General features: G+C 55.6%; 14 protein-coding genes and 1 pseudogene. 11 read left to right on the forward strand and 4 right to left on the reverse strand.

The window, feature by feature from the left end; genetic code table 11:
- Positions 1–45 precede the first annotated feature (45 nt).
- The 5 genes from HWQ14_RS10365 (at position 46) to HWQ14_RS10385 (ending at position 4,828) form a co-directional block, all read left to right on the forward strand.
- Positions 46–1,377, forward strand: a complete 1,332-nt coding sequence (locus tag HWQ14_RS10365) for an MFS transporter (RefSeq protein WP_176609665.1) — start codon at positions 46–48, stop codon at positions 1,375–1,377.
- 36 nt (positions 1,378–1,413) lie between these two features.
- Positions 1,414–2,163, forward strand: coding sequence for an SDR family NAD(P)-dependent oxidoreductase (locus tag HWQ14_RS10370; protein ID WP_176609666.1), 750 nt, complete (start codon positions 1,414–1,416; stop codon positions 2,161–2,163).
- Positions 2,164–2,175: 12 nt separating this feature from the next.
- Positions 2,176–3,021, forward strand: coding sequence for a transketolase (locus tag HWQ14_RS10375; protein WP_176611180.1), 846 nt, complete (start codon positions 2,176–2,178; stop codon positions 3,019–3,021).
- Positions 3,021–4,019, forward strand: a complete 999-nt coding sequence (locus HWQ14_RS10380; protein ID WP_176609667.1) for a transketolase family protein — start codon at positions 3,021–3,023, stop codon at positions 4,017–4,019. Before HWQ14_RS10375 ends, HWQ14_RS10380 begins: the two co-directional genes overlap by 1 nt.
- A gap of 74 nt (positions 4,020–4,093) precedes the next feature.
- Positions 4,094–4,828: a class I SAM-dependent methyltransferase gene (locus HWQ14_RS10385; RefSeq protein WP_176609668.1), complete on the forward strand. Its 735-nt coding sequence runs from the start codon at positions 4,094–4,096 to the stop codon at positions 4,826–4,828.
- Here the strand turns inward: HWQ14_RS10385 and HWQ14_RS10390 are convergent.
- Positions 4,822–5,454, reverse strand: coding sequence for a short chain dehydrogenase (locus HWQ14_RS10390; RefSeq protein ID WP_176609669.1), 633 nt, complete (start codon positions 5,452–5,454; stop codon positions 4,822–4,824). The genes HWQ14_RS10385 and HWQ14_RS10390 overlap by 7 nt on opposite strands.
- Positions 5,455–5,522: 68 nt before the next feature.
- Between HWQ14_RS10390 and HWQ14_RS10395 the strand changes: the two genes are divergently transcribed.
- Together HWQ14_RS10395 and HWQ14_RS10400 are read left to right on the forward strand one after the other, a co-directional pair.
- Entirely contained in the window at positions 5,523–6,410 is an 888-nt protein-coding gene (locus HWQ14_RS10395) for a LysR family transcriptional regulator (protein ID WP_176609670.1), read from the forward strand.
- Between the two features lie 20 nt (positions 6,411–6,430).
- On the forward strand, positions 6,431–7,612 hold the full coding sequence (locus HWQ14_RS10400) for a PLP-dependent aminotransferase family protein (protein WP_176609671.1): 1,182 nt from the start codon (positions 6,431–6,433) through the stop codon (positions 7,610–7,612).
- 54 nt (positions 7,613–7,666) lie between these two features.
- Here HWQ14_RS10400 and HWQ14_RS10405 read toward each other — a convergent pair whose 3' ends face one another.
- On the reverse strand, positions 7,667–8,086 hold the full coding sequence (locus HWQ14_RS10405) for a nuclear transport factor 2 family protein (RefSeq protein WP_176609672.1): 420 nt from the start codon (positions 8,084–8,086) through the stop codon (positions 7,667–7,669).
- Positions 8,087–8,181: 95 nt separating this feature from the next.
- Between HWQ14_RS10405 and HWQ14_RS10410 the strand changes: the two genes are divergently transcribed.
- Positions 8,182–8,910, forward strand: coding sequence for a helix-turn-helix domain-containing protein (locus HWQ14_RS10410; RefSeq protein ID WP_176609673.1), 729 nt, complete (start codon positions 8,182–8,184; stop codon positions 8,908–8,910).
- A gap of 14 nt (positions 8,911–8,924) precedes the next feature.
- Here the strand turns inward: HWQ14_RS10410 and HWQ14_RS10415 are convergent, their stop codons facing one another.
- Positions 8,925–9,272 (reverse strand): HigA family addiction module antitoxin, encoded by a 348-nt coding sequence (locus HWQ14_RS10415; RefSeq protein ID WP_148421421.1) that lies wholly within the window; start codon positions 9,270–9,272, stop codon positions 8,925–8,927.
- Positions 9,273–9,282: 10 nt separating this feature from the next.
- Positions 9,283–9,583 (reverse strand): annotated as a pseudogene (locus HWQ14_RS10420) (type II toxin-antitoxin system RelE/ParE family toxin).
- Positions 9,584–9,942: 359 nt separating this feature from the next.
- On the opposite strand from HWQ14_RS10420, the gene HWQ14_RS10425 reads away from it, so the two are divergent.
- Genes HWQ14_RS10425 through HWQ14_RS10435 form a run of 3 tightly spaced genes read left to right on the forward strand, consistent with a single transcriptional unit; the run spans position 9,943 to position 11,212 of the window.
- On the forward strand, positions 9,943–10,392 hold the full coding sequence (locus HWQ14_RS10425; RefSeq protein WP_176609674.1) for an STM2901 family protein: 450 nt from the start codon (positions 9,943–9,945) through the stop codon (positions 10,390–10,392).
- Complete coding sequence (locus HWQ14_RS10430; protein WP_176609675.1) at positions 10,386–10,712, forward strand: DUF1493 family protein; 327 nt, start codon at positions 10,386–10,388, stop codon at positions 10,710–10,712. Before HWQ14_RS10425 ends, HWQ14_RS10430 begins: the two co-directional genes overlap by 7 nt.
- Positions 10,713–10,726: 14 nt before the next feature.
- Complete coding sequence (locus HWQ14_RS10435) at positions 10,727–11,212, forward strand: Hcp family type VI secretion system effector (RefSeq protein ID WP_176611181.1); 486 nt, start codon at positions 10,727–10,729, stop codon at positions 11,210–11,212.
- Positions 11,213–11,248: the final 36 nt, after the last annotated feature.

An 11,248-nucleotide genomic window follows, 5' to 3' on the forward strand; every position in this document is an offset into this window, starting at 1 on the left:
CGCAAAACTAAAACGACTCACGTTGTTCGAATAATGAGGTAAGTTATGTCTCGTATAGAACAAGCTGTCCCCTACATAAATGCTAAAAAAACCAATTACCGCTTCGTTGTGCTGGCATTAATTTTTATTGTTTATGCCATTAACTATGCCGACCGAACAAATATTGGTGCGGTCCTGCCGTTTATCATTGATGAATTTCATATTAATAATTTCGAAGCCGGTGCCATCGCCAGCATGTTCTTTTTGGGATACGCCCTGAGCCAAATTCCGGCGGGCTTTTTTATCGCCAAAAAGGGTATTCGCGGCATGGTGGCGTTGTCGATATTCGGCTTCTCGGCGTTTACCTGGCTGATGGGCACGGCAACCTCGGTGCTTGGGCTGAAGTTTATTCGTCTGGGGCTGGGGTTAACGGAGGGGCCTTGCCCCGTCGGGCTGGCCTCCACCATCAATAACTGGTTTCCACCAAAGGAGAAGGCCACCGCCACCGGCGTCTACATCGCGGCCACCATGTTCGCGCCCATCCTCGTGCCGCCGCTGGCGGTGTGGATCGCCATGACCTGGGGCTGGCGCTGGGTCTTTTTCTCCTTCGCGATCCCCGGCCTGGTCATTGCCGTGGTCTGGTATCTGCTGGTGCGCACCAGGCCGTCCGAGAGCGCATTCGTATCTAAAGCGGAGCTGGAGACCATTACCGCCGGGCAGCAGACGCCGGACGCCAGACGGGAAAATATCGTGATTTCACCGAGGTTTGCGCGTCTCGATCGCCTGATTCGCGTGCGGGAATTAGCCCCGGTGAGCACGGTAAAAGGCCTGTTTACCTCGAAGAATATACTCGGCGACTGTCTGGCCTATTTCATGATGGTGAGCGTGCTGTACGGCCTGCTGACGTGGATCCCGCTCTATCTGGTAAAAGAGAAAGGCTTTACGTTTATGAGCATGGGGCTGGTCGCCAGCATGCCGTGCATCGGCGGCTTTATCGGGGCGATTTTTGGCGGTTACGTATCCGACAAACTGCTCGGTCGCCGGCGTAAGCCGACCATGATGTTTACCGCCATCAGCACCGTTTTAATGATGGTCATTATGCTGAATATTCCGCAAAGCACCGTTGCGGTTTGCGTCGGGCTATTTTTTGTGGGCCTCTGTCTGAATATCGGCTGGCCTGCTTTTACGGCCTACGGCATGGCCGTCGCGGACGGTAAAACCTATCCGATTGCCGCGTCCATTATCAATAGCGGCGGTAATCTCGGCGGATTTGTTTCCCCGATGCTGGCAGGTTATCTGCTGGATAAAACAGGCAGCTTTAATTCTGTGTTTATTTATTTCGGTATTTGCGCGGCCATTGGCTTAATTATGATTATGCTGCTGGAAGAGCCGAAATAAGCCATTAAATCCCTCTTGTCAGAATGGAGTAAATATATGCTACTGAAAGATAAAGTCGCCGTCATTACCGGCGCGGCTTCCGTACGCGGTTTGGGTTTCGCCACGGCTAAAATATATGCTGAGCAGGGCGCGAAGGTGGTGATTATTGATTTAGATGCCGAAGCCAGCCGGGCAGCGGCGGCGAATCTGGGCGATGAACATCTGGGTCTTGCGGCGAACGTCAGCAATGAATTACAGGTTAACGCCGCCATTGAGCAGGTGCTGGGCAAATACGGGCGCATCGATATTCTGGTGAATAACGCCGGCATTACTCAGCCCATCAGGCTGATGGATATTAAGCGCGAAAATTACGATGCGGTGCTGGACGTGAGCCTGCGCGGCACGCTGCTGATGTCCCAGGCGGTAATCCCCACGATGCGCGCCCAGAAGTCGGGCAGCATCGTCTGCATTTCTTCGGTGTCCGCCCAGCGCGGCGGCGGCATCTTTGGCGGCCCCCACTACAGCGCCGCGAAAGCGGGGGTGCTGGGCCTGGCGAAAGCGATGGCCCGCGAGCTGGGGCCGGATAACGTGCGCGTAAACTGCATCACGCCCGGGCTTATCCAGACGGACATCACCGCAGGCAAGCTGAGCGATGAGATGAAAACGTCCATCCTGGCGGGCATTCCGCTTAACCGCCTCGGCGACGCGCAGGATATTGCCCGCGCCGCGCTCTTCCTCGGCAGCGAACTCTCGTCTTACTCCACCGGCATCACGCTCGACGTGAACGGCGGCATGCTGATCCATTAAGGAGACACGATGATGACGGATACCACAGTTCAGCAGGTTGCCGCGGCGGCCTGGCGCATTCGCCGCTACGCGCTGCGCATGGGCGAAGTGCAGGGCCAGGGCTACATCGGGCAGGCGCTGGGCTATGCCGACGTGCTGGCCACCGCGTTTGCCCACGGTATGAACCTCAGGCCGGGCGAGCCGGAGTGGGAGGGTCGTGACCGCTTTCTGCTCTCCCATGGCCACTACGCCATTGCCTGTTATGCCGCGCTGATCGAAGCGGGAATTATTTCGGAAGAGGAACTCGAAACCTACGGTTCGGACGACAGCCGCCTGCCGATGTCCGGCATGGCAACCTACACGCCGGGCATGGAGATCTCCGGCGGTTCGCTGGGGCAGGGGCTAAGCATCGGCGTCGGCATGGCGCTGGGGCTGAAGCACAGGCAGAGCGCGGCATGGGTCGTTAACTCCATGTCGGATGGTGAGCTTGATGAAGGATCAACCTGGGAAGCGGCGATGTCGGCGGCGCACCATGGCCTGTCGAACCTGATCGTGCTGGTGGACATTAACCGCCAGCAGGCCGACGGCAATTCGCACGCGATCCTCGGCTTTGAGCCGCTGGAGGATAAGTGGACCTCGTTCGGCTGGTACGTGCAGCGGGTAAACGGCAACGACGTTCCTGCGCTGGTTGCGGCCTTCGATAACGCTAAGCGCTACCCGGAAAACCAGCCGCGCGTCATTTTGTGCGACACCCTGATGGGCAAGGGCGTGCCGTTCCTCGAACAGCGTGACAAAAACCATTTTATTCGCGTGGATGCTGACGAGTGGCAAAAGGCACTCGCCGTGCTGGATGCCAACAAACCTGAAGGAGTGCTGTAATGAGCCAGACTACGGAGAAAAAACCGCGTTTAACCACGTCGGCCATGATTGCCTCTATCGCGGAAGAAGGCCAGGAGACGCGCGCCGCGCCGTTTGGCCACGCGCTGGTAAAGCTGGCGGAACAGCGCCCGGAGGTGGTCGGCATGACGGCGGATCTGTCCAAATACACCGATCTGCATATCTTTGCCCAGGCCTACCCAAATCGATTCTTCCAGATGGGTATGGCAGAGCAGCTGCTGATGGGGGCGGCGGGCGGCATGGCGAAAGAGGGCTTTATTCCTTTTGCCACCACCTACGCCGTCTTCGCCACCCGCCGCGCCTACGACTTTATCCATCAGGTGATTGCCGAAGAGCACCTCAACGTGAAGATCTGCGCGGCGCTGCCGGGGCTGACCACCGGCTACGGCCCGAGCCATCAGGCGACGGAAGATATTGCGATTATGCGCGGTATTCCGGGGATGACGATTCTCGATCCCTGTGACGCGATAGACACCGAGCAGGCGGTGCCGGCGATGGCGGCGCACGATGGCCCGGTCTATATGCGCCTGCTGCGCGGTAAGGTGCCGGTGGTGCTGGATCGGTACGACTACCAGTTTAAAATAGGTAAAGCCGCGCTGCTGGAAGAGGGGAGCGATGCCCTGATCATCGCCTCAGGGCTGATGACCATGCGCGCGCTGGAGGCGGCGAAGCAGCTGCGTAAGGATAACGTCAGCGTGGCGGTACTGCACTCGCCCACGATTAAGCCGCTGGATGAAGAGACCATTCTGGCACAGGCCGCGAAGCCGGGACGGCTGGTGATAGTGGCGGAAAACCACAGCAGCGTTGGCGGGCTGTGTGAGGCCGTCGCGTCGCTGTTAATGCGCAACCGCGTAAACGTGGATTTCGATACCGTCGCGCTGCCGGACGCGTTCCTTGATGCGGGGGCGCTGCCAACCCTGCACGACCGCTACGGGATCTCAACCGCCGCTATGGTGGAGAAAATCCGACGCAGGCTTTGATTTATCAGACGGATGCGTTGTCAACGGGCGAGGGGGGTTTTACCCTCGCCCCAGTTGCGATAAAGGAGTCCGTCATGGCACAGAACATTTACGACAATCCGGCATTTTTCGAAGGCTACGCTCAGCTGCCGCGCTCGGTGCAGGGTCTGGACGGCGCGCCGGAGTGGCCCGCGCTGAAAAACATGCTGCCGGATTTACACGGCAAATCGGTCATCGATCTCGGCTGTGGCTACGGCTGGTTCTGCCGCGCGGCGCGTGAGCTGGGTGCTTCTGCGGTAACCGGCGTTGATATCTCCGAAAAGATGCTCGCCCGCGCTGCCGGGCTGACCCACGATGGCGGGATTGTTTATCAGCGTAGCGATCTGGAATCGCTGACGCTCAACGAAAACAGCTTCGATCTGGTCTATAGCTCTCTGGCGCTGCACTATCTGCCGGAGCTGGACACCCTCTTTGCTAAGGTTCAGGGCGCGCTCAAGCCCGGCGGCAGTCTGGTCTTCTCCATGGAGCACCCGATTTATACCTGCGCCACCCGTCAGGGCTGGCTGACCGACGACAGCGGCGAGCGCTTCTGGGGCGTGAACCACTATCAGGACGAGGGCCGGCGCGTCAGCAACTGGCTTGCAGACGGGGTTATTAAGTATCACCGCACGCTGGGCACCACGCTTAACGCGCTGATTAAGGCGGGATTAACGATAGGCGAAGTCAACGAGTGGGGGCCAACGCAGGCGCAAATTGAGGCCTGGCCCGCGCTGGCTGAAGAGGCTGAACGTCCGATGCTGGTGCTGATCTCCGCCCGTAAGGCTCAGTAACCCACCTTATACACCCGCCCGGTCTGCACCCCTTCCACGCTGCGGCGGTAGGCCTGCGCCACGCTCGCGGCGGGGATGCTTTCAAAGCCCGGGAAGAATCCGTCATACGCTTCGGCGGATTCGGTCAGCACCGTCGGGCTTATCAGGTTGATGCGGATCCCGCGCGGCAGTTCGCAGGCGGCGGCGCGCACAAACCCTTCCAGGGCAGCGTTTACCGTGGCGGCATTAACCCCCTGGGCAATCGGCTCGTCCGCCACAATCCCGCTAATCAGCGTGATCGAGCCGCCCTCGTTCAGATAATGCTGTCCGGTCAGCGCCAGGCGAACCTGCCCCAGCAGCTTATCCTGCAATCCCTGACTGAAATCGCTGTCCTTCATGGTCGCGAGCGGGCCGAAGTGCACCCCTCCGCTGGCGGAGACGATGGCGTCCACCGGGCCGATCCTGTCGAACAGCGCCTGCACGCTCTCCTGAGAGGTGATATCCACCTGATGCTCGCCCTGCGTGCGGCCCACGCGGATCGTCTCGTGGCGAAGGCTTAACGCTTCCGTTACGGCACGACCTACGGTACCGCTGGCTCCAATAATGACGATTTTCATAGCAGACTCCTTTTGGATGTGAGCCTTCATTCTTTACTAAATAAAAAGTCAGATAAACTGGGCTAAAGTTAGATGATTGCTAACCAGAGGTTTGGAATATGGATAAGCTTCGCGGCATGGAGACGTTTATCGCGGTGGTGGAAAGCGGCAGCTTCACCGGCGCGGCGGCACGGCTGGAGGTGTCGGCGGTGATGGTCGGGAAGTACATTGCGCAGCTGGAAGCGCAGCTCGGCACGCGGCTGCTGGAGCGTAATACCCGCCGCCAGAGCCTGACGGATGCCGGGCGCGTCTATTTTGAAGAGGCAAGGCGGGTGCTGGAGCAGGTCTCGGCTGCCGAAAGCGCCGTGGAGCGGCTGCGCGCCACGCCTGCCGGTACCCTGCGCGTTACGGCGCCCACGTCGTTTGGCGGCTGCGTTATCGCGCCCCTGACCGCCTCGTTTCTGCAGCGTTACCCGGCGGTGCGCATCGAGCTGGATCTCACCAACCGGATGGTGGATCTGGTGGAAGAAGGGGTCGATCTGGCCATTCGCATTGGGGACATTCGCAATGACGATCTGGTGGCGAAATACCTGTGCCCCTACAGCATGGTGATTTGCGCGTCGCCAGACTATCTGGCGCGTCACGGTACGCCGCAAACGCCTGCCGATCTGGTGGATCATCTCTGCCTTTCCCACACGGTATGGACCGCGCGCAATGAATGGCGGCTGCCGGGCGTGGAAGGGGAGGTGCGCTGGAAGCGCGATGCCGTCTTAAGGTGCAACGACGGCTACGGCTTACGCATGGCGGCGCGCGCTGGGGCGGGGCTACTGCTGCAACCGGAGGTGCTGGTGGCGGAGGAGCTGGCAAGCGGCAGGCTGGTTCGGGTGATGGAGCCGTTTACGCCCGCGCCGAGGCCGGTGCATTTACTGTGGCGTCAGGATTTGCGTCCCCTTCCGAAGCTAACGGAATTTATTGCTCATATTCTGCTAAGATTGGGCACAATATAAAAAAAGAAGGTAATCAAAGCATGTCTGCAAACAAACTCGCCAGCAGCGCGCAGGGCCTGCAATCCTCTGCCATCCGTGAATTATTAAAGCATAGCAAAATGGCGGGCGTGATTTCGCTCGGTGGCGGTATTCCCAATCCCGATCTGTTCGATCGCGAAGGGCTGAAAATCGCCGCGGATGCTGTGTTATCCCAGCATTTTGGCGAGGCGTTCCAGTATGGCCTGACGGAAGGCGTACCGGGGCTGCGCGAAGAAATTCAGCGCATCTGCGAGGGGCGCGGCATTGCCTGTAAAGCCGATGACGTGGTCATTACGTCCGGCTCACAGCAGTCCCTTGACGTGCTGGCGCGTGCGTTAATTAACCCAGGCGATACCGTTGTCGTCGAGCGTCCAACCTATCTCGCCGCGCTGCAGGTCTTTGGCCTGGCGCAGGCGAATTTTGAATCCGTTGGTACCGACGGCGACGGCATGAAGGTGGACGAGCTCGAAGCGCTGGTGGCGGGCAAAACCATCAAAGCGGTTTATATCGTACCCACCTTCGGTAACCCTGGCGGGGTGACGCTCTCCGAAGCGCGGCGCAAGCAGCTGGTTGAATTATCGAAGCGCTATGATTTTGTGATTATTGAAGACGATCCCTACAGCGAAATTAATTACACCGACAACGTGTTCCGCCCGCTGATTGCCCATGCGAAAGATATCGGCAATGAAGATAACGTGGTGTACACCTCGACCTTCTCGAAAATCCTTGCCCCGGGTACCCGCGTGGGCTGGGTGCTGGTGCCGGAGTGGCTGAAGCGCGCGGTGGTGAACCTCAAGCAAACCACCGATCTGCACACCAGCACGCTGTCGCAGCTGATGACGTACGAGTACCTGAAAACCGGTCGTCTGGCGGGACAGATTCAGACGATCCGCGAGGCCTATCGCCAGAAGTACCAGACCTTTGCCGGCGAACTGGAGGCGGAGCTGGGCGATGTGATGACGTTCCACAAGCCGAAAGGCGGCATGTTCCTGTGGGCGAAAATGAACAACGGTATGAATACGACGAAATGGCTGGAAACAACCCTGAGCAACGGGGTGGTGTTCGTGCCGGGTGAGTTCTTCTACTGCAACGAGCCGGATCGCGCGACGCTGCGTATGTCGTTTGTCACGCCAACGGATGAACAGCTGAAGGAAGCGGTTCGACGTTTGAAAAAATCGCTGTAACAGAATGCGCATAGCGGCATCTGCCGCTATGCGCGGTTCGCCTGCTGGATGAACTTATTGCGTTGCGTGGGCAAGCGCGCGGTCAGAGGGATCGCCGCCAGTCGCCCGCGTGACTTCATGAATGCTACAAATTTTCCCCTCGCGCAGTGCGGCAAACATATACACCTCTAGCTCCGCCTGGCGACCTTCTGGATACGTCACGGCTACCCTGTGCCGGTCTGCCACACATTCGTCATGGCAGCATAACGCTTCAACGGTGAATGTAATTTCGCGGATCTGCGTCCGGACATGATTCAGATGCTGTACAAAACCCTGATAATCAAGTGAGTGGCCGTCCGTAATCTGCTGGTAATCGGGCGTAAAAACCTCTGCCGGATCGATATCGCCGTTGAATAAACCGGTTAACAGGCTGGCCATTTTCTCGCGCTGCGCGGTGTTGTCTGACTGATTAAGCAGGGACGTGATGATAGTCATAGCGGCTCCTCGTGACGTTGAACCGTTATTATCCTTGACAGCGGATGACGCAGTTTCTGTAATAAGCCTAACAATAACGATTTTCGGTCAACTTCATGCTCACTACCGAGAGGCTGGTTCATCCCGGTGCATACCACACCCCGTGGCACAGCCATTTCGCCGGGCAGCTCTGGCGCATCGAAACAGGGCTGCTGGTGATTGAGACGCCGCGGGGACGTTCGGTGGTACCCGCAAAACATATCGGCTGGATCCCGCCAGGCCAGCAACATGCTGCCTTTTCACAAAGCGCGGTTGAAGGCTGCGCTATCTATATGGATCCCGCCATCTGCGCTGTGCTCCCCGAAGCGCCAGCGCTGTTTGAGTGCGACGATCTCACCAGCGCGCTTTTTTTGCGCTTATATTCGGCGGACAAGGCATACGATCCGCGCAAGCTCACGCTGCTGCTGGCGGAACTGGCCGTGGCGCCACAGGTTGCTTTTCGCCTGCCCGTGCCGGCCGATCCGCGGCTGCAAAAGGTGGTGAGGCATCTGCTGCAGGCCGTCGATGATAACCAGACGGTTGAGAGCCATGCCAGCCATGCCGGGATGAGCGTTCGTACCTTCAGCCGTCGGTTTAACGCGCAGACGGGGATGAACTTCGTTAACTGGCGGCAGCTGGCGCGCGTCATGCAGGCGATGGAGTGGCTGGCGGCGGGAAAGCCGGTTGGCTGGATTGCGCTATCGTGCGGATACAGCAGCGTCAGCGCATTTATAGAGGTTTTCAGAACGTGGACCGGTAAAACGCCGGGGCAGTGGCTGGTCAGTGATGATGCTGCACGAAGGTAATGCGCGTTACCGGCTCAGGCAACGTCCGGCTTGCCGGATTTTCGCTTTGCCATAACTTCCGCAACGGTTTTTATCCGGCTCAACTCCTCCTGCGTGCGGGAGTTAGATTGCGCTTCCCAGATATCTACGTTCAGCTGTAAGTTCAGCCAAAATTCAATAGTGGTGCCAAAGGCCTTTGCCAGCTTGATCGCCATATCGGCAGTAAGCTTGCGATTGTTATTGACCAAGGCGCTTACGGTATTGCGGTGTACATTTAGCATCTCTGCCAGATCGTTGATTTTCAGATTGAGTGGTTCAAGATACTCATACTGCAACACCTCGCCCGGCGTGGTGGGTTTGCGGAGTGCCTGCTGAAGTGTCATAGGTGATGCCTCACTTGTGTTGCGTGTACTTGTGTGGAGAGAGATAGAGATCTTCTGCTTTTCCCTCTGACCAGCGAAATACAAGCCTGTATTGTCTGTTTACCCGGATAGAGGAATATCCCTTCAACGGGGGATTCAACGCTTCGTACATATTGCCCGGTGGCGATCGTAAATCCAGGTGCGACTTAGCCGCATTGATGATATCGAGCTTTCTTGCAAGTGCTGTTTCCAGATTCAAAGGAATCACATTGCTCGATCTCCCGTAAAGAAAAAAAGTCCTCAAGCCATTGATCCCGAAAATGATTAATCATAATGCCTATAAGCTCCAGTCCATGAAGCTGAGTGAATAGTAATGCACTCCTGCACTGTGCACAAGTGCATTTTCGTTATCGACAATATTATCAGGAGGAGGATTGAAGTGAAGCGAAAGGCGCCGCTAAATGTTGTTTCTTCGAGGCAGATTCCAGAAAAGACGTAGAGTGGCCGGGGTGCGGCCTGATGCCCTCACCCCGGCCCTCTCCCACAGGGAGAGGGAGAAAAGACGCCTCTTGTTGCCGCACTTAATAATGACGCTTTATAAAATTAGGAATTTATTAAGGTCTATTTTATCTACATTACGGATGAAGTGGCGTATGGTATTTATTATTAAAAAAGGATTATGAAGGTGTGTATGGATACCGTCGAGGAACTTGGTGGAACATATTTCTATAAAGGAATTTGCAACATATCGGCTGGTGAGCTTTTTTTTTGGATTTTTTTAGATAAAATTGAAGAGCAGTTTGGTGGCATAGAGGATGCACTAACGATGAGTTGTATCATTTTAGGATTGCCGATATTAAAGACCAGAAATAAGCCCTACGGAACGACAGCAGGGACTTCTATAGCATCAAAATATTTACGTCACTATCTCAACGTTGAGTTACCGGTAAGACTACCGACGTTAACTGAAGCGAGCATCACTACTTTAAAACCTAAGTATGTGACAAATTTGGGAGCCTTTGTCGGGAGGGGACTGCCAGTGATTGGCTGGACATTAATAGCCAGCGATTTGGCTCAAATATGCTATAAAACTTTAAAAATGTATAACACAATCGCTCACAAGAAAGATCGTATATGGTGACTGACCAAGAAGTTTTGGCTTTTTTTCAGAATGAATTGCCCGTAATGGGGACATTTACCGGCAAGCTCATACCCTTACAGTTGGATGATATATTGCAAGAATATGCAGAGGATGATGATTTAGTCTTCTGTATGGATAAATACAGCGTGCGATTCAATGTTGATATAACGTTGATGAATTACAATGCCTATTACCCATGGTTTCACACCTGGTTTTTCCGAAAATGGTTTACTGACAAACCTGTAGAACAAATTTCTAAACCTTTAACGGTAAGGATGTTCGCCGAATCTGCGAAAGCGGGAAGGTGGTTATATGATTAATAAGGAGAATAATGATGGCCGTACCCGTCCATTTATGGCTAAAAGATGATGCAGGGAATCTGATTCGGGGATCATCTGATGTAGCCGATCGAGAGGGAAGTATTGAATTACGAGGTTTGACACATAATTTGAGTATCCCGGTTGATGGGACAACAGGAAGACTCACAGGAACACGTCAGCACGCTCCCTTCCTGTTTGAAAAAGAAATTGATAGTGCATCTCCCTATCTTTATCGTGCTGTTGCAACAGGGCAAACGCTCACATCTACAGAGATAAAGTGGTACCACATTAATGATGCAGGGCAGGAAGTTGAATACTTCAATATTTTACTGGAAGGTGTAAAGGTGGTCTCTATTACGCCCATTATGCACGATACGCGTAACTGTCCGGGAACAGGGCACATGGAAAGCATCCAACTGCGCTACGAGAAAATCACATGGCGTTATGTTGATGGAAATATTCAATACTCTGATGCCTGGAATGAGCGAGCAACGGTTTGAGGTGTAGCAAACTGCCTCCGCTCTGTAAATAGAAAG

This window comes from Enterobacter cloacae (genome assembly GCF_013375935.1).
In the GTDB taxonomy this organism is placed as follows: Bacteria; Pseudomonadota; Gammaproteobacteria; order Enterobacterales; family Enterobacteriaceae; genus Enterobacter; species Enterobacter pasteurii.

What these genes read in the sequence shown, in the direction of transcription:
- HWQ14_RS10365 (WP_176609665.1), top strand. Translation starts at nt 46, where the DNA reads ATGTCTCGTATAGAACAAGCTGTCCCCTACATAAATGCTAAAAAAACC.
- HWQ14_RS10370 (WP_176609666.1), top strand. Translation starts at nt 1,414, where the DNA reads ATGCTACTGAAAGATAAAGTCGCCGTCATTACCGGCGCGGCTTCCGTA.
- HWQ14_RS10375 (WP_176611180.1), top strand. Translation starts at nt 2,176, where the DNA reads ATGACGGATACCACAGTTCAGCAGGTTGCCGCGGCGGCCTGGCGCATT.
- HWQ14_RS10380 (WP_176609667.1), top strand. Translation starts at nt 3,021, where the DNA reads ATGAGCCAGACTACGGAGAAAAAACCGCGTTTAACCACGTCGGCCATG.
- HWQ14_RS10385 (WP_176609668.1), top strand. Translation starts at nt 4,094, where the DNA reads ATGGCACAGAACATTTACGACAATCCGGCATTTTTCGAAGGCTACGCT.
- HWQ14_RS10390 (WP_176609669.1), bottom strand. Translation starts at nt 5,454, where the DNA reads ATGAAGGCTCACATCCAAAAGGAGTCTGCTATGAAAATCGTCATTATT.
- HWQ14_RS10395 (WP_176609670.1), top strand. Translation starts at nt 5,523, where the DNA reads ATGGATAAGCTTCGCGGCATGGAGACGTTTATCGCGGTGGTGGAAAGC.
- HWQ14_RS10400 (WP_176609671.1), top strand. Translation starts at nt 6,431, where the DNA reads ATGTCTGCAAACAAACTCGCCAGCAGCGCGCAGGGCCTGCAATCCTCT.
- HWQ14_RS10405 (WP_176609672.1), bottom strand. Translation starts at nt 8,086, where the DNA reads ATGACTATCATCACGTCCCTGCTTAATCAGTCAGACAACACCGCGCAG.
- HWQ14_RS10410 (WP_176609673.1), top strand. Translation starts at nt 8,182, where the DNA reads ATGCTCACTACCGAGAGGCTGGTTCATCCCGGTGCATACCACACCCCG.
- HWQ14_RS10415 (WP_148421421.1), bottom strand. Translation starts at nt 9,272, where the DNA reads ATGACACTTCAGCAGGCACTCCGCAAACCCACCACGCCGGGCGAGGTG.
- HWQ14_RS10425 (WP_176609674.1), top strand. Translation starts at nt 9,943, where the DNA reads ATGGATACCGTCGAGGAACTTGGTGGAACATATTTCTATAAAGGAATT.
- HWQ14_RS10430 (WP_176609675.1), top strand. Translation starts at nt 10,386, where the DNA reads ATGGTGACTGACCAAGAAGTTTTGGCTTTTTTTCAGAATGAATTGCCC.
- HWQ14_RS10435 (WP_176611181.1), top strand. Translation starts at nt 10,727, where the DNA reads ATGGCCGTACCCGTCCATTTATGGCTAAAAGATGATGCAGGGAATCTG.